Here is a 21406-nt window from a genome sequence, read left to right on the forward strand (position 1 = left end):
CCGACCGTCATGGCCCCGCAGCACACCCCCGCCCTGCCCGTGCTCGGCAGCAGGAAGCCCAGCCACCGGGAGCGGGTCGCGGACGCGCTGCGGGCCGCCCTGATCGCCGGCGAACTGCGCCCCGGAGAGGTCTACTCGGCGCCCGGCCTCGCCGCCCGGTTCGGTGTCTCCGCCACCCCCGTGCGCGAGGCCATGCTCGACCTGGCCAAGGAGGGCCTGGTCGACACCGTGCCCAACAAGGGCTTCCGGGTCACCGCCGTCTCCGACCGGCAGCTCGACGAGTACACCCAGATCCGGGCGCTGATCGAGATCCCCACCACGGCCGGTCTGGCCGTCACGGCCGACCCGGTGGCGCTGGAGGCGCTCCGCCCGGTCGCCCGGGAGATCGTCTCCTCGGCCGCGGCGGGCGACCTCATCGCCTACGTCGAGGCGGACCTGCGCTTCCACCTCGGCCTGCTGGCCCTCGCCGGCAACGAGCACCTCGTCGACGTCGTCCGCGACCTCAGGCGCCGCTCCCGGCTGTACGGGCTGACCGCCCTCGTGGAGCAGGGACGCCTGGAGGCCTCGGCGGAGGAGCACCTGGAGATCCTGGACGCGCTGCTCGCCCGCGACGAGGAGGCCGTCCGGGCGGTGATGACCCGGCACCTGGGACATGTCCGGGGCCTGTGGGCAGCGCCCTGACCCACTTCTTTGCGCAATTACGCAAGCAGCTTGCGTAAATTGCGCTACGCTTGCGGGCATGACGCGACGACTTGCCGAGGTGGCGAAGAAGGTCGGGGTCAGCGAGGCCACGGTCAGCCGGGTGCTCAACGGCAAGCCCGGAGTCTCCGAGCCGACCCGGCAGGCGGTGCTCTCCGCCCTGGACGTGCTGGGCTACGAACGGCCCACGCAGCTGCGCGGTGAGCGGGCCCGGCTGGTCGGCCTGGTCCTGCCCGAGTTGCAGAACCCCATCTTCCCGGCGTTCGCCGAGGTCATCGGCGGCGCTCTGGCCCAGCTCGGGCTGACGCCGGTGCTGTGCACCCAGACCCGGGGCGGCGTCTCGGAGGCGGACTACGTGTCGCTGCTGCTCCAGCAGCAGGTCTCCGGAGTCGTCTTCGCCGGCGGGCTCTACGCCCAGGCCGACGCGCCGCACGACCACTACCGGCAGCTGGCCGAACGGAACATCCCGGTCGTGCTGGTGAACGCGGCCATAGGGGACCTGGGCTTCCCCGGGGTGTCCTGCGACGACGCGGTGGCCGTCGAGCAGTCCTGGCGGCATCTGGCCTCCCTCGGGCACGAGCGGATCGGACTGGTGCTGGGCCCCGCCGACCACGTCCCCTCGGCGCGCAAACTGGCCGCGGCGCGGGCCGTCGGGCACGTCCCCGACGAGTTCGTCGCCCGGGCCATGTTCTCCATCGAGGGCGGCCACGCGGCGGCCGCCCGGCTCATCGACCGGGGTGTCACCGGCTTCATCTGCGCCAGCGACCCGCTCGCCCTGGGGGTCGTACGGGCCGCCCGCCGCAAGGGTCTCGACGTGCCCGCGCGGATCTCGGTCGTGGGCTACGACGACTCCGCGCTGATGAACTGCACCGAGCCCCCGCTGACCACGGTCCGCCAGCCCATCGAGGCCATGGGCAAGGCCGTCGTGGAGCTGCTGAACGCGCAGATCAGCGGCGGCTCGGTGGCCGCCGAGGAGCTGCTGTTCGAGCCGGAGCTGGTGGTGCGCGGGTCGACCGCACAGGCGCCGCGCCTCTGAGATCCGTTCTGCTGTCGAATAATTACATATTCTGCGCGACATCTTGCGGTCGGATGTCGCCGGTGCTTGAGTGTGCGGCGCCCCCTCGCTCCTTTCCTGAGGCGTCCACTCGCTCCTGCCCTAAGGGGTCCACCGATGAGAAGCACCGGGATCCGCCGCACCGTCGCCGCGCTCGGCGTCAGCGCCCTCGCGCTGACCGCCTGCGGCTCGAACACCGACGAGTCCGCCGGCGGCAAGACCCGCATCACGGTCAACTGCATGCCGCCCAAGAGCGCCAAGACCGACCGCGCGTTCTTCGAGGAGGACGTCGCCTCCTTCGAGAAGCAGAACCCGGACATCGACGTCGTGCCGCACGACGCGTTCCCCTGCCAGGACCCGAAGACGTTCGACGCGAAACTCGCCGGCGGGCAGATGGAGGACGTCTTCTACACGTACTTCACCGACGCCCGGCACGTCGTCGACATCGGCCAGGCCGCCGATCTCACCCCGTACCTCAAGGAGTCCAGGAGCTACGGCACCCTGCAGAAGCAGCTGCGCGACATCTACACCGTCGACGGCAAGGTCTACGGCATCCCCCGCACCGGCTACTCGATGGGCCTGATCTACAACAAGGCTCTCTTCGAGAAGGCCGGCCTCGACCCCGGCAAGCCGCCCACCACCTGGGCCGAGGTCCGCACCGCCGCCAAGCGGATCGCCGGACTGGGCGACGGCACCGTCGGCTACGCCGACTACAGCGCCCAGAACCAGGGCGGCTGGCACTTCACCGCCGAGCTGTACTCCCAGGGCGGCGACGTCGTCAGCGCCGACGGCAAGCGCGCCACGATCGACACCCCCGAGGGCCGGGCGGTGCTGCAGACCCTGCACGACATGCGCTGGACGGACCGGTCGATGGGCAGCAAGCAGCTCCTCGTCATCAACGACGCCCAGCAGATGATGGGTTCGGGCAAGCTCGGCATGTACCTCGCCGCCCCCGACAACATCCCGATCCTGGTCAAGGAGAAGGGCGCCGACTACGAGGACATCGCCATCGCCCCGATGCCCGGCGGCAGGGCCACCCTCGTCGGCGGCGACGGCTACATGGTCAGCAAGAAGGCGAGCCCCGCGCAGATCCGCGCCGCCCTGAAGTGGCTGGACCACATGTTCCTCACCCCCGGCGACGGCTTCCTCGGCGACTACGCCCGCGCCAAGAAGCACGACGCCCCGGTGGGCCTGCCCGAGCCGCGCCTGTTCACCGGCGCCGCCGACGCCGAGGACCAGCGGGTCAAGAAAGCCAACGCCAACGTCCCGGTGGGGAACTACCAGTCCTTCCTCGACGGCAACCAGCGCCTGGACATGAAGATCGAGCCGCCGCACGCCCAGCAGATCTACTCCGTCCTCGACGGGGTCGTCTCCGCCGTCCTGACCAAGGAGGACGCGGACATCGACCGGCTGCTGAAGGACGCGTCCGGCAAGATCGACGGCATCCTGGCGCGGGGCTGAGCCCTGTGCGGAACACGAAGCCGATGCCGGTGAAGACCGCCGGGCCCCGCTCCCGTCCGGCGATCGAGGCCCGCCCGGCGCAGGCGCCGCCCCCGGCAGGGGACCGGAGGCGGCGCCGCCTCGCCGACCAGGGCCGCGCCTACGCCTTCCTCCTCGGCGGGCTGGTCTGTTTCGCCCTGTTCTCCTGGTACCCGGCGATCCGCGCGGTCGTCATCGCCTTCCAGAAGTACACGCCGGGCGCGGACCCGGAGTGGGTCGGCACCGCCAACTTCACCCGTGTCGTGCAGGACCCCGAGTTCGCCGCCGCCTGGCGCAACACCCTCACGTTCACGCTGCTGGCCCTGCTGATCGGCTTCGCCATCCCGTTCGTCCTGGCCCTCGTCCTCAACGAACTGCGCCACGCCCGGGCCTTCTTCCGGGTGGTGGTCTACCTGCCGGTGATGATCCCGCCGGTGGTCAGCGCCCTGCTGTGGAAGTGGTTCTACGACCCCGGCGCCGGCCTCGCCAACGAGGCGCTGCGGCTGCTGCACCTGCCGACCTCGAACTGGTCCAACGGCGCCGACACCGCCCTGGTCTCCCTCGTCATCGTCGCCACCTGGGCCAACATGGGCGGCACCGTCCTGATCTACCTGGCCGCCCTGCAGGCCGTCCCCGGCGAGCTGTACGAGGCGGCCGAACTGGACGGGGCGAGCCTGCTGCAACGCGTTCGGCACGTCACGGTCCCGCAGACCAGGTTCGTCATCCTGATGCTGATGCTCCTGCAGATCATCGCCACCATGCAGGTGTTCACGGAACCGTTCGTGATCACCGGAGGCGGCCCGGAGAACGCCACGGTCACCGTCCTCTACCTGATCTACAAGTACGCCTTCCTCTACAACGACTTCGGCGGTGCCTGCGCGCTGAGCGTCATGCTCCTGCTGCTGCTCGGCCTGTTCTCCGCCGCCTACCTCCGACTCACCCGGACCGACGGGGAGGCCGTATGAGCAGCACCCGTACCCTCGTCTCCCCGGCCGTCCTGGCCCGCCCGCGCGGCCGGGCCGTCTACTGGAGCGTCTTCACCGGCGTCGTGCTGCTCTTCGCGCTCGCCTTCCTCTTCCCGGTCTACTGGATGGCCACCGGCGCGCTGAAGTCCCCCGACGAGGTGGCCCGGACCCCGCCGACGCTGGTCCCGCGGGACTGGCGGTTCAGCGGTTACACCGACGCCTGGGAGCTCATGGAGCTGCCCACCCACCTGTGGAACACGGTGGTCCAGGCGGCCGGCGCCTGGCTGTGCCAGCTGGTGTTCTGCACGGCCGCCGCCTACGCCCTGTCCCGACTGCGGCCCGTCTTCGGCAGGGTGATCCTGGGCGGCATCCTCGCCACCCTGATGGTCCCGGCGCAGGCGCTCGTCGTGCCCAAGTACCTGACCGTCGCCGACCTCGGCCTGCTCAACGACCCGCTCGCCATCTGGCTCCCGGCCGCGGCCAACGCCTTCAACCTCTACCTGCTCAAGCGGTTCTTCGACCAGATCCCGCGCGATGTGCTGGAGGCCGCCGAGATGGACGGCGCCGGGCGGCTGCGCGTGCTGTGGTCGATCGTGCTGCCGATGTCCCGGCCCGTCCTGGGCGTCGTCTCGATCTTCGCGCTGGTCGCCGTCTGGCAGGACTTCCTGTGGCCGCTGATGGTCTTCTCCGACACAAGCAAGCAGCCCATCAGCGTCGCCCTCGTCCAGCTGTCGCAGAACATCCCGCTGACCGTGCTCATCGCCGCCATGGTGATCGCCAGCATCCCCATGGTCGCCCTGTTCCTCGTCTTCCAGCGGCACATCATCGCCGGGATCAGCGCGGGCAGCACGAAGGGCTGACGCCGCCGACCCCTTACGACGAAAGGCACCGACCGTGGGACAGCCCACCCCCGCCTCCCCGCACGACGACTGGTGGCGCGACGCCGTCATCTACCAGGTGTACGTCCGCAGTTTCGCCGACGGCGACGGCGACGGCACCGGCGACCTCGCGGGCGTCCGCGCCCGGCTGCCCTACCTCGCCGACCTGGGCGTGGACGCCCTGTGGTTCACGCCCTGGTACCTGTCGCCGATGAAGGACGGCGGCTACGACGTCGCCGACTACCGGGCGATCGACCCGGCGTTCGGCACCCTGGCCGAGGCCGAGAAGCTCATCGCCGAGGCGCTCCAGCTCGGCATCCGCACCATCGTCGACATCGTGCCCAACCACGTCTCCGACCGGCACCCGTGGTTCCGGGCGGCGCTGCGGGGAGGCCCGGAGCGCGAGCTGTTCCACTTCCGCCCGGGGCGCGGCGCCGACGGTGAACTCCCCCCGAACAACTGGCGTTCCGAGTTCGGCGGCCCCGCCTGGAGCCGGGTCCCCGACGGCTCCTGGTACCTCCACCTGTTCGCGCCCGAGCAGCCCGACCTCGACTGGTCCCACCCGGCGGTCCGGCAGGAGCACGAGGACATCCTGCGGTTCTGGCTGGAGCGGGGCGTGGCCGGTGTCCGCATCGACTCGGCCGCCCTGCTGATGAAGGACCCGGCCCTGCCGGACCTCACCGAGGGCGCCCCGCACCCCTACGTCGACCGCGACGAACTCCACGACGTCTACCGCTCCTGGCGGGCGATCGCCGACGAGTACGGGGGAGTCTTCGTGGGCGAGGTCTGGCTCCCGGACACCGAGCGCTTCGCCCGCTACCTGCGCCCCGACGAGCTGCACACCGCCTTCAACTTCTCCTTCATGACCTGCCCCTGGGAGGCGCGGCGGCTGCGCCGCTCCATCGACGAGACGCTCGCCGAACACGCCCCGGTGGGCGCCCCCGCCACCTGGGTGCTGTGCAACCACGACGTGACCCGCACGGTCACCCGCTACGGCCGCGAGGACACCGGCTTCGACTTCGCCACCAAGGCGTTCGGCGTCCCCACCGACCTGGCCCTCGGCACCCGCCGGGCCCGCGCCGCCGCCCTGCTGTCGCTGGCCCTGCCCGGCGCCGTCTACGTCTACCAGGGCGAGGAACTGGGCCTGCCGGAGGCCGACATCCCCCCGGACCGTATCCAGGACCCGATGCACTTCCGCTCCGGCGGCACCGACCCCGGCCGGGACGGCTGCCGGGTGCCGCTGCCGTGGACGGCGGCGGCACCGCACGCCGGCTTCGGCGGCGAGCCCTGGCTGCCCCAGCCCGAGGACTGGCCCGCCTACGCCGCCGACCGGCAGGCCGAGGACCCCGCGTCGATGCTCAGCCTCTACCGCGAGGCGATCCGGCTCCGCCCGGCCTTCGGTGGCGGCCCGCTCACCTGGCTGCCCGCCCCGGACGGCGTCCTCGCCTTCCGCCGCGCCACGGGCATCTGCGTGGTCAACCTGGCCGGCACCCCCGCCGACCTGCCCGCCCACCGCGCACTCCTGCTCGCCGGCGGCCCGCTGGACGCCGACGGGCGGCTGCCCGAGGACACCGCGGTCTGGCTGCGCGCCTGAGACCGCACCGCGTCGTCCCCCACCCCCACCACGAAGGGATCAGCCGATGCACGTCCGCAGACCTGTCAGGAGCATGCCATCTGTGGCGGTGGCCGTCGCCATGGCCGCCGGCACCCTGGTCGCCCTGACCCCCGCCCCGGCGCACGCCGCCGCGGGTGCCACCGTCCCCTTCACCTCGGTCGAGGCCGAGTCGGCCGGCGGCACCGGCACGCGGATCGGACCCGACCACACCCAGGGCACCCTCGCCTCGGAGGCCTCCGGCCGCCAGGCCGTACGGCTCTCCGCCGGGCAGCGCGTGGAGTTCACCGTGCCCCGCGCGGCCAACGCGGTGAACGTCGCCTACAGCGTCCCGGACGGCCAGTCCGGCTCACTCGACGTCTACGTCAACGGCCGCAGATTGGCGGCGACGATCCCCGTGACGTCGAAGTACTCCTACGTCGACACGCCCTGGATCCCCGGCTCCAGGACCCACCACTTCTACGACAACGCCCGCCTGCTGCTCGGGGAGAACGTCCAGGCGGGCGACAAGGTCGCCCTCCAGGCGGCGAACGTCCAGGTCACCGTGGACGTGGCGGACTTCGAGCAGGCGCCGGGCCCCGCCTCCCAGCCCGCCGGGTCGGTCTCCGTCACCGCCAGGGGCGCCGACCCCACCGGCCAGGGCGACTCCACCCAGGCCTTCCGCGACGCCATCGCCGCCGCGCGGGGCGGGGTGGTGTGGATCCCGCCGGGCGTGTACCGGCTCACCTCGTCGCTGAACGGCGTGCAGGACGTCACCCTGCGGGGAGCCGGCCACTGGCACTCCGTCGTGCGCACCTCACGCTTCATCGACCAGTCGAGCTCCTCGGGCAACGTCCACATCAAGGACTTCGCCGTGATCGGCGAGGTCACCGAGCGGGTCGACTCCAGCCCGGACAACTTCGTCAACGGCTCGCTCGGGCCGAACAGTTCCGTCTCCGGCATGTGGCTCCAGCACCTCAAGGTGGGCCTCTGGCTGACCGGCACCAACGACAACCTGGTCGTGGAGAACAACCGCTTCCTCGACATGACCGCCGACGGACTCAACCTCAACGGCCACGCCCGCGGCGTCCGCGTCCGCCACAACTTCCTGCGCAACCAGGGCGACGACGCCCTCGCCATGTGGTCGCTGAACGCGCCGGACGTCGACAGCAGCTTCGAGAACAACACCGTCACCCAGCCGAACCTCGCCAACGGCATCGCGATCTACGGCGGCACCGACATCACCGTACGGAACAACCTGGTCTCCGACACCAACGCCCTCGGCAGCGGCATCGCGATCTCCAACCAGAAGTTCCTCGACCCCTTCCACCCGCTGGCCGGCACGATCACCGTCGACGGCAACACCCTCGTGCGCACCGGCGCGATGAACCCCAACTGGAACCACCCCATGGGCGCGCTGCGGGTCGACTCCTACGACAGCGCGATCGAGGCACAGGTGCGGATCACCGGCACCACGATCACCGACAGCCCCTACAGCGCCTTCGAGTTCGTCTCCGGCAGCGGGCGCGGGTACGCGGCGAAGAACGTCACAGTCGACGGCGCGACCGTGCGGAACACCGGCACGGTCGTCGTCCAGGCGGAGACCCGGGGAGCCGCCACCTTCCGCAACGTCACGGCGACCGGCGTCGGCGCCGCGGGCGTCTACAACTGCCCCTACCCGGCCGGCTCCGGCACCTTCGACCTCACCGACGGCGGCGGCAACTCCGGCTGGAGCAGCACCTGGTCCGACTGCTCCAGCTGGCCGCAGCCCGGCCAGGGCAACCCCGACCCGGACCCGGGCCGCAACCTCGCCCGGGGCCGCCCGGTCACGGCCACCGGCTCCCAGGACGTCCACACGCCCGGCAGGGCGGTCGACGGTGACGCGAACAGCTACTGGGAGTCCGCCAACCACGCCTTCCCGCAGTCGCTCTCGGTCGACCTCGGCTCCCGGCAGGCGGTCCGCCGCCTGGTGCTGAAGCTGCCCCCGCTCAGCGCCTGGCAGGCCCGTACCCAGACGCTGTCCGTCCAGGGCAGCGCGGACGGCTCGACGTGGTCGACGGTGGTCGCCGCGAGGGACCACCGCTTCGACCCGGCCACCGGCAACACGGTCACGGTCGCGCTGCCCGACGGCACGGACGTGCGCCATCTGCGGCTGCACGTGACGGCCAACACCGGCTGGCCGGCCGCCCAGTTCAGTGAAGTGGAGGCATATCTGTCCTGACCGGCCCGGACGCCTCGCGCTTCGCCGCCCGGACCTGCTCGTACACGCGGGTGCGCAGCTCGGCGAAGCGCGGGGCCACCCGCGTGTGCACCTGGTCCCGCTCGGCCGGCAGATCGACCTTCAGCTGCTCCCGGACGACCGTCGGGGAGGCGGACAGCACGATCACCCGCTCACCCAGGTACACGGCCTCGTCGATGTCGTGGGTGACGAACAGGATCGTGACGGCGCGCTCCCGCCACAGCCGCCGGACCAGGTCCTCCAGATCGGCCCGGGTCTGGGCGTCCACCGCCGCGAAGGGCTCGTCCATCAGCAGCACCTCGGGCTCGTAGGCCAGCGCCCGGGCGATGGCCACCCGCTGCTGCATCCCGCCCGACAGCTGCCACGGATAGGCACCGGCGGCGTCCGCGAGCCCCACCGACTCCAGGGCGTCCGCGACCAGCGCCCGGCGCCGCTGCCTGCCCAGCCTCTTCTGCTTCAGGGGCAGTTCGACGTTCTGCGCGACCCGCAGCCACGGGAACAGGCTGCGGCCGTACTCCTGGAAGACGAACGCCATCCCGGGTGGCGGCCCGTCCACCGGCCGGCCCGCCAGCCGCACCTCGCCGGCGGTCGGGGCGAGCAGGCCGCCGACGCACTTCAGCAGGGTCGTCTTGCCGCAGCCCGAAGGACCGACGACACAGACCAGTTCGCCCGCCTCGACCGAGAAGGTCAGGTCCCGCACCGCCTCCGTCCGCCGCCCGGAACCCTCGTAGACCTTGCGCAGGCCGTGTACGTCGAGCATGGACCGCCCTTTCGCGGGGTTCACGGGGACCGCCGGCCGGCCTCGCGCAGGCCGTGGTACCAGCCGAGCACCCGCCGCTCGGCCAGCCGGAAGAGGACCGAGAGGCAGAAGCCGAGCAGACCGAGGAGCAGGATCCCGGTCCACATGTCGGCGATGGCGAAGCCGCGCTGGAACTGCACGATGGTGAAGCCGAGTCCGTTGCTGGCCGCGAACATCTCACTGATCACCATGAGGATGATCCCGACCGACAGCGCCTGGCGCAGACCCGCGAAGATCTGCGGGCTCGCCGAGCGCAGCACCACGTCCCGCAGCCGGGCCGCGCCCGTGATCCCGTAGGAGCGGGCCGTCTCGGCCAGTACCGGGTCCACCGCCCGGACGCCCTCGACCGTGTTGAGCAGCACCGGCCACACGCAGCCGCTCGCGATCACCACGATCTTCATCGTGTCCCCGATGCCGGCGAACAGCATGATGACCGGCACCAGCACCGGAGGCGGCACCGCCCGCAGGAACTCCAGCACCGGTTCGCACAGTGCCCGCACCCGCCGGTGGGAGCCGATGACCGTCCCCAGCGCCACCCCGGCGAGCGCGGCGGCGGCGTACCCCGCCGTGAGCCGCAGCACGCTGGGCAGCACGTCCCCGCGCAGCCGCTCGGCCGTCCACACGTCGGGGAAGGCACCGAAGATCGTGCGCAGCGGCGGCCAGTAGACGTCGGTGCTGCCGGCCGACGCCACCCACCACACGGCCACCAGCACCGCGGGCAGGGCGAGAGCGAACAGCAGCCGCAGCAGGACCCGTTCCCGGCCGCTCGGCGCCGCTCGGCCGCGGGGGACGGCCGGCGAGGCCGGGGGGACCCCCTTCACACCGCCACCTCCGCGCGCACCGACTGGTGCCAGGCCAGCGCCCGCCGCTCCACCGTCCTCGCCCCCACGTTGATCAGCAGCCCGAGCACCCCGGTCACCACGACGAGCGCGTACATCTCCGGCACCGCCTGCGAGGTCTGCGCCACCGCGATCCGGGCGCCGAGCCCCGGTGCGCCGATGACCAGTTCGGCGGTGACGGCGAGGATCAGCGCCACTGCCGCGGCCAGCCGCACCCCGGTCATGACGTACGGCAGCGCCGTCGGCCACAGCACGTGCCGGATCCGCGCCCAGGCGCCCAGGCCGTACGAGCGGGCCGTCTCCTCCGCGACCGGGTCGACGTCCCGCACCCCGTACAGCACCTGGATCAGCACCTGCCAGAACGCGGCGTAGACCACCAGCAGCAGCACCGAGCGCAGTTCCGTGCCGTACAGCAGCACCGCCAGCGGGATCAGCGCGACCGACGGGATCGGCCGCAGGAACTCGATCGTGGAGGCGGTCGCCTCGCGCAGGTACGGCACCACCGAGATCACCACACCCGCGACGACCCCCGCGCCCACGGCGATCGCCAGGCCCAGCGCCCAGCCGGTGAGGGTGTCGCCGAGCGCCGACCAGAAGGCACCGTCGGAGAGTTCACGGCCGAGCGCCCCGGCGACGCAGTGGGCCGGCGGGAAGTAGTCCTCGTCGACCAGGCCGAGCCGCGGCACCGCCTCGCCCAGCAGGACGAACACCGCGAGCCCGGCCGCGCCGAGGGCGGCGTCGGCGCCCCTCACGGCAGCAGCTCGTCCAGGTCCGGCGCCTTGTCGAACAGGCCGTCCCGCTCGCCGAGTTCGGCCAGCCGCTCGATCGACGGCCGGTCCGGCTCGACCGGATAGCGCGGCAGGGTCAGCTTCTGCAGCAGGGTCGCGGGGATCTTCGTGTAGGTGGTCAGGATCTGCCGGACCTCCTCCGGGTGGCTGTCGGCGTACCTCAGCGACTCGGCCGTCGCCTCCTGGAACCTCTTCACCAGCTCCGGGTTCTTCGCGGCGTACTGCTGGGAGGTGAAGTACATGGCCACGGTGAGGTCGGGTGACACGTCGTGGAAGTTCGACGCGATCTCCTTGCCGCCCGCGGCCTCGACGGTGGCCAGGGCCGGTTCCGGGGTGCAGGCGGCGTCGACCTGCCCGCCGGCCAGCGCGGCCGGCATCTGGTCGAAGGGCATCTCGACGAACTCGACCTCGGCGGGGTCGCCGCCGTCCTTGCGGACGGACTCCTTGATCGAGGTGTCGCAGATGTTGTTGAGGGTGTTGACCGCGGCCTTCCTGCCCTCCAGCTGCCGGGCGGAGGTGAGCGGGGAGCCCTTCCCCACGGTGATGGCGGCGAAGTCCGCGCCGTCCTTGCCGGTGGACGCGGCACCGTTCGCCACGGCCTTCACGGGCACGTTCTTGGCCCGGGCGACCAGCAGCGAGGTGGTGTTGCTGAAGCCGAACTGGAACTGGCCGGAAACGACCCCGGGCACGATCGCGGCCCCGCCCTGGGCCGGCGACAGCTCCAGCTCGATGCCGCGGTCGGCGTAGAAGCCCTTCTTCCGGCCGAGGTAGATGGGCGCCACGTCCAGTACGGGCACGATGCCGACCTCGACGGTGGTGGAACCGGACGCGCCGGCCCGGTCCGGCCCGTCGGAGCCGGACGAGCCGCAGGCGGTGACGGCGGCCAGGACGGACAGGGCCGTGAGGCCGACGAGCGGACGACGCATGGCTCCCCCTGTGGGACCGGCTGAGGTGCTCCGACAGGCTGTGCGCAGGCAGGACGGACGTGCTCAGCGGGAACCTAGAGCCCGCCCGGAGCCATGGTCAATGCACGTGCGGTGGAGGCTTGTTGAAAGCGGCACCTTCGGGTCAGAGGTCCAGCACCAGCCGCCGCCCGCGGCAGCGGGACACGCAGATGAGCATGGTCTCGCCCGCCGCGCGTTCCTCGTCGGTCAGGACCGAGTCACGGTGGTCCGGCTCACCCTCCAGCACGTCCGTCTCGCACGTGCCGCAGGTGCCCTCGGTGCAGGAGTACAGCACCTCGACCCCGGCGGCGCGCACGGCGTCCAGTACGGACACGCCGGGCTCCACGGTCAACGTCCGTCCCGAACGGGCCAGTTGCACCTCGAAGGCGGTGTCCTGACCTGTCTCCTGCTCCTTCGGCCGGAATCGCTCGACCCGCAGCACCCCGGACGGGCAGCGGGCCTCCACCGCGTCCAGCAGCGGCCCGGGGCCGCAGCAGTAGACCAGGGTGTCCCCGGGCAGGCCGTCCAGCACCGGGGCCAGGTCCAGCAGCCCCGTCTCGTCCTCCGGCGCGAGCGTCACCCGGTCCCCGTAGCGGTCCAGTTCGCCGGTGAAGGCCATCGACCGGCGGGTGCGTCCGCCGTACAGCAGCGTCCACTCGGCGCCCGCCGCCTCGGCCGCCGCCAGCATCGGCAGGATCGGGGTGATGCCGATGCCCCCCGCGACGAAGCGGTAGCGGGCGGCGGGCTCCAGACGGAAGGTGTTGCGGGGGCCGCGCACCCGCACCTTGTCGCCCTCGCCCAGCCGCTCGTGCACATGGGCCGAGCCGCCCCGCCCGGCGCTCTCGCGCAGCACCGCGATCCGCCAGGCCGACCGGTCCGCCGGATCGCCGCACAGCGAGTACTGCCGCTCCAGGCCGGGGCCGAGGACGACGTCGAGGTGCGCGCCCGGCTCCCAGGCCGGCAGCGGCTCGCGCAGTGGGTGGCACAGGGTGAGGGCGAGCACGCCCTCGGCGGCCGGCTCCCGCCGCCGGACGACGAGTTCCGGGACGTACCCGCTCATGTGCCGTCCTCACGTGGTGCGTCGGTCGCGTGTCCCCGCGGATGGGCGAGCATCCACTCCCACATCTCGACCGGGTCCTGCGCGGTGTGCTCGCGTCCGCAGTGGCAGGTGCCGTGCAGCAGGTCGGTGCCCGGCAGCCAGTCGACGCGGTAGACCTCGCCCGTGGACCCGCTCACCGGACGCTCTCCACGGGCTTGGCGCCCTCCTCGGCCAGCCGGGCGAGGATACGGCGGGCGGCCAGACCGCCGGTGTCGATGTTGATGCTCAGTTCCTGGTAGCCGGTGCGCTCGGTGCCGAGGGTGCGCTGCAGCAGGTTGAGCGCGGTGACGTCCTGCATGACGACGGTGTGGTTGTTGCCCCGCAGGAACTCGGTGACCTCCTCGTCGTCCGTCGCCCAGTCGCGCGAGACGGCCCAGAAGTCGTACACCCGGCCGTCGCCGGACGGGGTGATGGCGTAGGTGATCTCGGTGTGGAAGCCGTGCGGGTCGCCGCCGTCGGCCTCGGGCAGCACACCGACCGGGGCGATGCGGCTGTGCAGCAGGTACAGGCAGGGCGCGTGGTACTCGATGTCCTGCCAGCGGGTGATCCGGCCCTCGATGCCGGTGGAGCGGGCGTAGAAGGGCGGGCACTCGGCGTCGTCCATGTGCCGGCTCACCCGGACGATCCCGGCGCCCTCGTCGACCTCGGTCGTGATGGGCGTCTCGGCGACCTCGGGCGTGCCGATGTACCCGCCGTGCAGATACGTCTCGTGCGACAGGTCCAGCAGGTTGTCGACGAGCAGTCCGTAGTCGCAGTCGATGGGCTCCATGCCGCGCACGGTGACCCAGCCGGGGGAGTCCAGGTGCCGGGCCCGGGGGATGGACCGCGGGTCGGCGAGCGCCGGGTCGCCGATCCACACCCAGATCAGCGAGTCCTGCTCGACGACGGGGTAGGAGGCGACGCGGGCGGTCCGCGGCACGCGTTTCTGGCCCGGCACGTACACACACGTGCCGGTCGTGTCGTACGTGAAGCCGTGGTAGCCGCACACGATCCGGTCGCCGTCGAGCCGCGTCGGCGCCTCCGACAGCGGGTATCGGCGGTGCACGCACCGGTCGTGCAGCACCACCGGGGTGCCGTCCTCCTCGGTGCGGTAGAGCACGAGCGTCTCACCGAGCACCGTCCGTCCGAGCAACTCCCGCCCCACTTCGTGGCTGTAGGCGGCGACGTACCACTGGTTCCTGGCGAAGGCGGTCATGTGCGGCATGGCACGGGCTCCCGTCTGTGGTGGTGCCGTCATCGTCGGCGCGCGGCGCCCGGCCCTGCAACGGCCCTTCCGCCCGGCGGAAGAGCCGCTGCCCAGACGACGCGGTCCGAGGTCGGCCGGACCGCCGACACCACGCAGATCACCGCCGCGTACCTGGGGGACAGCCCCGCGGTCGGCACGTACCGGCCGTCTGCCTCTCCGCGTGTCCCGGACCCTCCCCGGCGAGCGCATCGGCGCACCCTTCGTACCGGCGACTTTCACACCCCCGTCACGCGCCCCTTCCGTGGCGTTTGGTGTCCCTGAAACACTCCTTCCGCGCAGATTCCGTCACGTTCCGGCCATCCCGCACCTCAGGATGAGAGGTCTGTCCTACATGTCCGAAGTCAACCGGCGCCGCTTCCTTCAACTCGCGGGCGCCACCACGGCCTTCAGCGCCCTGTCCGCGAGCATCCAGCGCGCCGCCGCCCTTCCGGCGAACCACCGCACCGGGTCGATCGAGGACGTCGAGCACATCGTCGTCCTCATGCAGGAGAACCGTTCGTTCGACCACTACTTCGGCACCCTGAGAGGCGTCCGCGGCTTCGGCGATCCCCGCCCGGTCACCCTCGACAACGGCAAACCGGTCTGGCACCAGGAGAAGGACGGCAAGGAACTCCTGCCGTTCCACCCGGACGCCGACGACCTCGGCATGCAGTTCCTGGAGGGCCTGCCGCACTCCTGGCCCGACGGGCAGCAGGCCTACAACGGCGGCAAGTACGACCGGTGGGTGCCCGCCAAGGGCACCACGACCATGGCGTACCTGACCCGCGAGGACATCCCCTTCCACTACGCCCTCGCCGACGCCTTCACCGTCTGCGACGCCTACCACTGCTCGTTCATCGGCTCCACCGACCCCAACCGCTACTACATGTGGTCCGGGTACACCGGCAACGACGGCACCGGCGGCGGCCCGGTCCTGGACAACGCCGAACTGGGCTACGGCTGGACGACCTACCCCGAGCGCCTGGAGCAGGCCGGCGTCTCCTGGAAGATCTACCAGGACATCGGCGACGGCCTCGACGCGGCCGGTTCCTGGGGCTGGATCGAGGACGCCTACCGCGGCAACTACGGCGACAACTCGCTGCTGTACTTCGACAAGTACCGCACCGCCCGGCCCGGCGACCCCTGGTACGACAAGGCCCGCACCGGCACCGACGTCAAGAACGGCGACGGCTACTTCGACCGGCTGCGCGCCGACGTCAAGGCCGGCAAGCTCCCGCAGATCTCCTGGATCGCCGCGCCCGAGGCCTTCTCCGAGCACTCCAACTGGCCCTCGAACTACGGCGCCTGGTACATCGCCCAGGTCCTGGACGCCCTCACCTCCAACCCCGAGGTGTGGTCGAAGACGGCCCTGTTCATCACCTACGACGAGAACGACGGCTTCTTCGACCACGTGGTGCCGCCGCTGCCGCCGAAGGACGCCTCCCGCGGTCTGTCCACCGTCGACGTCTCCCTCGACCTGTTCCCGGGCGACGGCCGGAAGACGGCCGGCCCCTACGGCCTCGGCCCGCGCGTGCCGATGCTGGTCGTCTCCCCTTGGAGCAAGGGCGGCTACGTCTGCTCCGAGACCCTCGACCACACCTCGATCCTGCAGTTCATGGAGCGCCGCTTCGGCGTGCGCGAGACGAACATCTCGCCGTGGCGCCGGGCGATCTGCGGGGACCTGACGGCCGCGTTCGACTTCTCCCGCAAGGACGCGCGCCCGGCACCGCTGCCCGGCACCGACGGCTACGAGCCGCAGGACCGCGAACGCCACCCCGACTACCGGCCGACGCCGCCCGCCGACCCGCGTATGCCCCGGCAGGAGCGGGGGCTGCGCCGCTCCCGGCCGCTGAAGTACGCCCCGCACGTGGACGCCTCGGTCGACGCGGCGGCCGGCCGGCTCACCCTCACCTTCGCCTCCGGGCCGAAGGCGGGCGCCGCCTTCCACGTCACCTCCGGCAACCGGACCGACGGCCCCTGGACGTACACCACCGGGGCCGGCCGGACGCTGCGGGACACCTGGAACTCGGCCTACTCGGCGGGCTCCTACGACCTGACCGTGCACGGCCCGAACGGCTTCGTGCGGGTCTTCAAGGGCTCGAACAAGGCGGCCGGCTGCGAGGTCACCGCCCGCCACAAGGGCGACGACATCGAGCTGACGTTCACCAACCAGGGCTCCGGCACGGCCCGGCTCAGGCTCGCCGACGGCTACGGCGGCAGGCCCTCGACCGTCACCGTGCGCCCGGGCGCGACCGTGCGGCGGACCGTCGACCTGGCCAGGAGCCACCGCTGGTACGACCTGACCGTCACCGCCGAGGGCGACCCGGCCTTCCTGCGGCGGTTCGCGGGGCACGTCGAGAACGGGCGGCCGGGCGTGAGCGACCCGGCGATCATCACCGCGTAGCCGAAGTGAGGTGCCCCGGATCGTGCGGCCGGGGCACCCACGCCGGTCCGGCAGCGGCCGGACCCGCCTCCAGCGCCAGGACGGCGGCCACCGGGTGGTCGTCGTCCGCCGGCTCCCGCTCCTGAGGGGGCGCCGCCCTGCTGAGCATCATCACGCCCCAGGAGGCCAGGCCGGCCCCGGTGACCGCGAGCAGAACGCCGGCCGGGCCGCCCTGGAGGCGCTCGCCGAGCAGCGACAGGCCGATCACCGCGGCGGCCAGCGGATTGGCCAGGGTCACCGCCGCCAGCGGACCGCCCAGGCCGCCCCGGTACGCCGTCTGCGACAGCAGCAGCCCGCCGGCCGCGAACGCCGCCACGAGCAGCGCCACCGCGACGACCTGGAGGCTCAGCAGCGGACCGGTACGGTCCGTCGCGGCCACCGTCACGGTCTGGGTGAGGGCCGAGGCGACTCCGGAGGCGACGCCCGAGGCGGTCGCGTGCCGCAGACCGGGCCGGGCACCCGGACGGGACAGCACCCCGATGAGGGCGGCCGTGGCTCCCGCCACCACCAGCGCCTCGGGCACGCTCAGCACGTCGTCGGGCGCGGGACCGGACGCCGTGACCAGGATCGCGCCGAGGCCCAGCAGGGTCAGCCCGGTGCCCCGCCACTCGACCGCGGTCACCCGCCGTCCCGCCAGCCGCGCCCCGAGCGGCACCGCCGCGACCAGGGTGAGGGCGCCGAGCGGCTGGACCACCGTCAGCGGGCCGTACCGCAGCGCCACGACGTGCAGCAGCGCGGCCGAGGCGTTCAGCCCGACCGACCACCACCAGGCGCCGCTGCCGAGCAGGCGCAGCGCGCCACCCGCGGTGCGCGAGGCCAGCCGCTCCTGGGCGACGGCCGCGCCCGCGTAGGCGACGGCGGAGACCAGGGACAGCGCGACGGCGGCCAGGACGGCGCTCATCGGCCCGCCCCCGCCAGCACCTGCTCCTCGCGCTGCGCCGGGACGAGCGGGCGCCGCGCGCGGCCGGCGGTGGTCGTCGTGCGGTGCGGGAGGTGGAGGACCGCCAGCGCCAGGCCCAGCAGGGCCGCCGCCACGATCGCGTCGAGCCAGTAGTGGTTCGCGGTGCCGACGATCACCAGCAGCGTCAGCAGGGGGTGCAGCAGCCACAGCCACCGCCACCGCGAGCGGGTCGCGGCGATCAGTCCGACCGCCACCATCAGCGCCCAGCCGAAGTGCAGGGAGGGCATCGCCGCGAACTGGTTCGACAGGGAGTCGGTCGCCGGGTCGCCGTACACCGACGGCCCGTACACCCGCGCGGTGTCGACGAGACCGGTCGCGGCCAGCATGCGCGGCGGGGCCAGCGGGAAGAGCAGGTGCAGCACCAGGGCGGCGGCGGTCACCGCGGCCAGCACCCGGCGGGCCCACACGTAGTGGGCCGGACGGCGCAGGTAGAGCCAGATCAGGAAGGCGGCGGTGGCCGGGAAGTGGACGGCCGCGTAGTACGTGTTCGCCAGCTGCGCCAGGCCGTCGCCGTGCAGCAGCAGGGACTGCACCGCGCTCTCGCCGGGCAGGTGGACCGCTCGTTCGGCGTCCCACACGCGGTGCGCGTGGTGGAAGGCCTCGCCGGTGTGGCCGGTGGCCAGCTGCCGGCCGAACTTGTAGACGAGGAAGAGCCCTGCGACGAGCAGGAGCTCCCGGACGAGCGGCGGTCGCGCTATCGCGTCGGACCCCGCCGGCGCAGGCTCGGTGCGGGCATTCATCCCCCGGCCCCTTCGATGACGGTGGTGCTGTTATCGGTACGAGTGCGTACCGATACGCCAGTGTACCGATACGCCCGAGTACCGGTACACTGGCGTATCGATAGACCTTCGACACAGCACCGGCCGGGAATACTCCGGCCGCCGACGAGAGCCGGGAGCACACGCCATGACGTCGCAGGCTGCGGACCGACCCGAGCAGGTCGGTTCCTCGCGCCGCTCCAAGATCACGCCGGAGCGTGAGCAGGAGTTCTTCGACGCCGTGCTGGAACAGCTCCGCGAGTGCGGTTACGACGCCCTGACCATGGAGGGGATCGCCGCCAGCACCCGCTGCAGCAAGTCCACGCTGTACCGCCAGTGGAAGACCAAGCCACAGTTCGTCGCGGCGGCGCTGCGGTCGCACCGGCGCACGCGCTGCGTCGACACCGGGTCGTTCGCGGAGGACCTGCGCGAGGCCGCCCGGGCGCTCGGCGACCTGTCGGGCCGCGACACCAAGCTCCTGCACGCGCTCACCCACGCCGCCACCCAGGACCCCGAGTTGCAGTGCGCACTGCGCGAGGCGGTCGTGGAACCGGAGATCGCCGCGCTGAAGGAGATCGTCCGGCGCGGGGTCGAGCGCGGCGAGGTACCGGCCGACCATCCGGCGCTGCCGTACGTCCCTGCGCAGATGCTGGGCGTACTGCGGCTGCGGCCCGTCCTGGAGGGCCGGCCCGCCGACCCCGACTACCTCGTGCGGTTCGTGGAGGCCGCGGTGCTGCCGACCCTGGGCCTGACCTGAGACCCGGGCCGCCGTCCCCGGATGACCGGACGGCGACCCGACCGCGCCGACCCGTGGGGACGGGGGCGGCGCGCACCCCCCGGCCGGGTGGGGTGCCCCTGTGAGCGGCGGGGGCGCCCCACTCGGCCGACCGGTGTCCGGCGGGGCGCCGGGTCAGACGTCCTGACCGTTGCCGCTGCCCGTCGACTTCTCGATGCCGCGGGTGATCTCGTCCAGGACGGACTCCTGCTGGTCGGCGTCTACGCCGAACCGGACGACGACCATCAGCTTCGCGTTCGCCGGGGAGGGGAACGCCAGCGACTCGACGATGCCGTCGGCGCCCTTGCTCGTGACGGCCTTCCAGCGGACCAGGTAGCCCTTCTGGCCGGCCACCGTCACGGCCTCGGAGGCCAGCACGTCGTGGGAGGTGATCCCGCCGTAGGACTTCCCGCCGTAGGACTCCTCGGCGTTCGCCGCGATGTCCGCCTTGGCGATCTCCTCGGGGGTGTCGCCCTTGGTGCCGAGCGCGATGGCCGGCGCGGAGTAGGCGCCGCCCTCGGTGCAGGTGGCGGCGGTGTCGCCGGGGCACTTGTAGGAGTCTTCGGACATCACCTGCGCACCGGCCTGCCCCTGCTGCCCGTACCACCCCTTCGGGATCGGCAGGCTGATCCCGCTGACGGCGTCGGTCACGGAGCCGCTCCTGATCCTCGGGGGCTCGGACTGCTCGGGCCGCGGACTCTGCCCACCGGACCCTCCGGAGCCGCCCTCGCCTCCGGATCCACCGTTGCCTCCGGACCCGCCCGGGCCTCCGAACGGGCCGCCCTGGCCGCCCGGAGCCTGGGACGTGGCGGAGCCGCCGCCGTTGTCCGTCAGCGCGTACACCCCGACACCGATCCCGGCGAGCACCACGACGGCGGCCCCGACGGCGATCCCGGCCCGCAGCCGTCGGGAGCGGGGGGCGGGCGGAGGTGCGGCGGGGTGACCGGGGGCGGTGGCGTACCCGGGGTATGCGGGGACGCCCGGGTAGCCGGGGGCGTGGCCGGGGTGGCCGACCGCGCCGGGCGGATACGGGGGAGAGCCCGCCCCGGGGTGGGCGCCGGGGAACGGATGGCTCGCGGCGGCGGAGTGGCCGTCCGGGGCGGGGCTTACGGAGGCCGTACTCGCCGCCGAGGGCGGGAAGCCCTCCGCGGAGCCGTGCCCCGCCGCAGGACCCGACGTCGGGGCGGAGGCGGCATCCCCTGCGGAGACCTGCTTCTCCATGGAGACGGGACCGGCCGGGGCGTCCGAAGCCTCGTCCGCGGCCGGTGCCGGGTGTGCCGCCCGGGCCGGATCGGAGTCGGCCGTCGCGGCGGGGGTGCCTGTCGGTGAGTCGTCCGCGGCCGGTGCCGGGTGTGCCGCCCGGGCCGGATGGGAGTCGGCCGTCGCGGCGGGGGTGCCTGTCGGTGAGTCGTCCGCGGCCGGTGCCGGGTGTGCCGCGCGGGTCGGATCGGGGTTGGCTGTCGCGGTGGGGGTGCCTGTCGGTGAGTCGGTCGCTGCCGGTGCCGGGTGTGCCGCGCGGGTCGGATCGGGGTTGGCTGTCGCGGTGGGGGTGCCTGTTGGCGAGTCGGCCGCGGCCGGTGCCGGGTGTGCCGCCCGGGCCGCATCGGAGTCGGCCGGTGCGGCCGGGGTGGCTGCTGCTCCGGCCGGATCGCGGTCGGCCTCCGTGCCCGTCGCCGCGGCCGTGTTCCCCGCCGGAGGCTCATCCGCCGCCGAGCCCGCCGAGCCCGCCGAGCCCGCCGAGCCCGCCGAGCCCGCCGAGCCCGCCGAGCCTGCCGAGCCCGCCGGACGCGCGTCCGCGTCCGGCGCCGGTATCGCGTCCGCCCCGCCGCGGGGCTCCCCCGTACGGTCCGGATCCCCGACGGCCGCCGCC

At 72.8% G+C, this 21406-nt stretch carries 19 protein-coding genes; 9 read left to right on the forward strand and 10 right to left on the reverse strand.

Annotation, left to right across the window (positions count from 1 at the left end):
• The first annotated feature begins 9 nt into the window (after nt 1-9).
• The 7 genes from ACPXCS_RS00755 to ACPXCS_RS00785 all read left to right on the forward strand — a co-directional run bounded on the left by ACPXCS_RS00755 (nt 10) and on the right by ACPXCS_RS00785 (nt 8887).
• Nucleotides 10-681, forward strand: coding sequence for a GntR family transcriptional regulator (locus tag ACPXCS_RS00755; RefSeq protein WP_425945914.1), 672 nt, complete (start codon nt 10-12; stop codon nt 679-681).
• Between the two features lie 58 nt (nt 682-739).
• Nucleotides 740-1735 carry a LacI family DNA-binding transcriptional regulator gene (locus tag ACPXCS_RS00760; RefSeq protein ID WP_425945915.1) on the forward strand — a complete coding sequence of 332 codons (996 nt, stop codon included), beginning with the start codon at nt 740-742 and terminating at the stop codon, nt 1733-1735.
• Between the two features lie 135 nt (nt 1736-1870).
• Nucleotides 1871-3214, forward strand: a complete 1344-nt coding sequence (locus tag ACPXCS_RS00765) for an ABC transporter substrate-binding protein (protein ID WP_425945916.1) — start codon at nt 1871-1873, stop codon at nt 3212-3214.
• Between the two features lie 23 nt (nt 3215-3237).
• Nucleotides 3238-4197: a carbohydrate ABC transporter permease gene (locus ACPXCS_RS00770; protein ID WP_425945917.1), complete on the forward strand. Its 960-nt coding sequence runs from the start codon at nt 3238-3240 to the stop codon at nt 4195-4197.
• Nucleotides 4194-5057: a carbohydrate ABC transporter permease gene (locus ACPXCS_RS00775; RefSeq protein WP_425945918.1), complete on the forward strand. Its 864-nt coding sequence runs from the start codon at nt 4194-4196 to the stop codon at nt 5055-5057. The genes ACPXCS_RS00770 and ACPXCS_RS00775 overlap by 4 nt, the downstream gene beginning before the upstream one ends.
• Nucleotides 5058-5091: 34 nt before the next feature.
• The gene (locus ACPXCS_RS00780; protein ID WP_425945919.1) at nt 5092-6669 is read left to right on the forward strand and encodes a glycoside hydrolase family 13 protein; all 1578 of its coding nucleotides are present in this window, start codon (nt 5092-5094) and stop codon (nt 6667-6669) included.
• 73 nt (nt 6670-6742) lie between these two features.
• A complete protein-coding gene (locus ACPXCS_RS00785) occupies nt 6743-8887 on the forward strand; it encodes a discoidin domain-containing protein (protein ID WP_425945920.1) in 2145 nt (714 codons plus the stop codon).
• Here ACPXCS_RS00785 and ACPXCS_RS00790 read toward each other — a convergent pair.
• From ACPXCS_RS00790 to ACPXCS_RS00820, 7 genes are all read right to left on the reverse strand, one after another.
• A complete protein-coding gene (locus ACPXCS_RS00790; RefSeq protein ID WP_425945921.1) occupies nt 8859-9665 on the reverse strand; it encodes an ABC transporter ATP-binding protein in 807 nt (268 codons plus the stop codon). The two genes, ACPXCS_RS00785 and ACPXCS_RS00790, sit on opposite strands and share 29 nt — an antisense overlap.
• A gap of 20 nt (nt 9666-9685) precedes the next feature.
• Nucleotides 9686-10450 (reverse strand): ABC transporter permease, encoded by a 765-nt coding sequence (locus ACPXCS_RS00795; RefSeq protein ID WP_425946110.1) that lies wholly within the window; start codon nt 10448-10450, stop codon nt 9686-9688.
• Nucleotides 10451-10521: 71 nt separating this feature from the next.
• On the reverse strand, nt 10522-11295 hold the full coding sequence (locus ACPXCS_RS00800; protein ID WP_425945922.1) for an ABC transporter permease: 774 nt from the start codon (nt 11293-11295) through the stop codon (nt 10522-10524).
• Complete coding sequence (locus ACPXCS_RS00805; RefSeq protein WP_425945923.1) at nt 11292-12257, reverse strand: ABC transporter substrate-binding protein; 966 nt, start codon at nt 12255-12257, stop codon at nt 11292-11294. The genes ACPXCS_RS00800 and ACPXCS_RS00805 overlap by 4 nt, the downstream gene beginning before the upstream one ends.
• Nucleotides 12258-12399: 142 nt before the next feature.
• The gene (locus ACPXCS_RS00810) at nt 12400-13335 is read right to left on the reverse strand and encodes a PDR/VanB family oxidoreductase (RefSeq protein ID WP_425945924.1); all 936 of its coding nucleotides are present in this window, start codon (nt 13333-13335) and stop codon (nt 12400-12402) included.
• The gene (locus ACPXCS_RS00815; RefSeq protein WP_425945925.1) at nt 13332-13511 is read right to left on the reverse strand and encodes a hypothetical protein; all 180 of its coding nucleotides are present in this window, start codon (nt 13509-13511) and stop codon (nt 13332-13334) included. The genes ACPXCS_RS00810 and ACPXCS_RS00815 overlap by 4 nt, the downstream gene beginning before the upstream one ends.
• Nucleotides 13508-14578 (reverse strand): Rieske 2Fe-2S domain-containing protein, encoded by a 1071-nt coding sequence (locus ACPXCS_RS00820; RefSeq protein ID WP_425945926.1) that lies wholly within the window; start codon nt 14576-14578, stop codon nt 13508-13510. The genes ACPXCS_RS00815 and ACPXCS_RS00820 overlap by 4 nt, the downstream gene beginning before the upstream one ends.
• A gap of 373 nt (nt 14579-14951) precedes the next feature.
• Between ACPXCS_RS00820 and ACPXCS_RS00825 the strand changes: the two genes are divergently transcribed.
• A complete protein-coding gene (locus ACPXCS_RS00825) occupies nt 14952-17003 on the forward strand; it encodes a phosphocholine-specific phospholipase C (RefSeq protein ID WP_425945927.1) in 2052 nt (683 codons plus the stop codon).
• On the opposite strand, the gene ACPXCS_RS00830 is transcribed toward ACPXCS_RS00825, so the two are convergent.
• Nucleotides 16993-17943, reverse strand: coding sequence for a hypothetical protein (locus tag ACPXCS_RS00830; protein ID WP_425945928.1), 951 nt, complete (start codon nt 17941-17943; stop codon nt 16993-16995). The genes ACPXCS_RS00825 and ACPXCS_RS00830 overlap by 11 nt on opposite strands.
• Nucleotides 17940-18743 (reverse strand): phosphatase PAP2 family protein, encoded by an 804-nt coding sequence (locus ACPXCS_RS00835; RefSeq protein WP_425945929.1) that lies wholly within the window; start codon nt 18741-18743, stop codon nt 17940-17942. The genes ACPXCS_RS00830 and ACPXCS_RS00835 overlap by 4 nt, the downstream gene beginning before the upstream one ends.
• Nucleotides 18744-18909: 166 nt before the next feature.
• Here ACPXCS_RS00835 and ACPXCS_RS00840 point away from each other — a divergent pair, with 166 nt between their 5' ends.
• Nucleotides 18910-19518 (forward strand): TetR/AcrR family transcriptional regulator, encoded by a 609-nt coding sequence (locus tag ACPXCS_RS00840; protein WP_425945930.1) that lies wholly within the window; start codon nt 18910-18912, stop codon nt 19516-19518.
• A 153-nt stretch (nt 19519-19671) separates the two neighbouring features.
• Here ACPXCS_RS00840 and ACPXCS_RS00845 read toward each other — a convergent pair whose 3' ends face one another.
• Nucleotides 19672-20757, reverse strand: a complete 1086-nt coding sequence (locus tag ACPXCS_RS00845) for a hypothetical protein (RefSeq protein WP_425946111.1) — start codon at nt 20755-20757, stop codon at nt 19672-19674.
• Nucleotides 20758-21406 lie beyond the last annotated feature (649 nt).

Source organism: Streptomyces sp. DT190, from assembly GCF_049846985.1.
Lineage (GTDB): Bacteria > Actinomycetota > Actinomycetes > Streptomycetales > Streptomycetaceae > Streptomyces.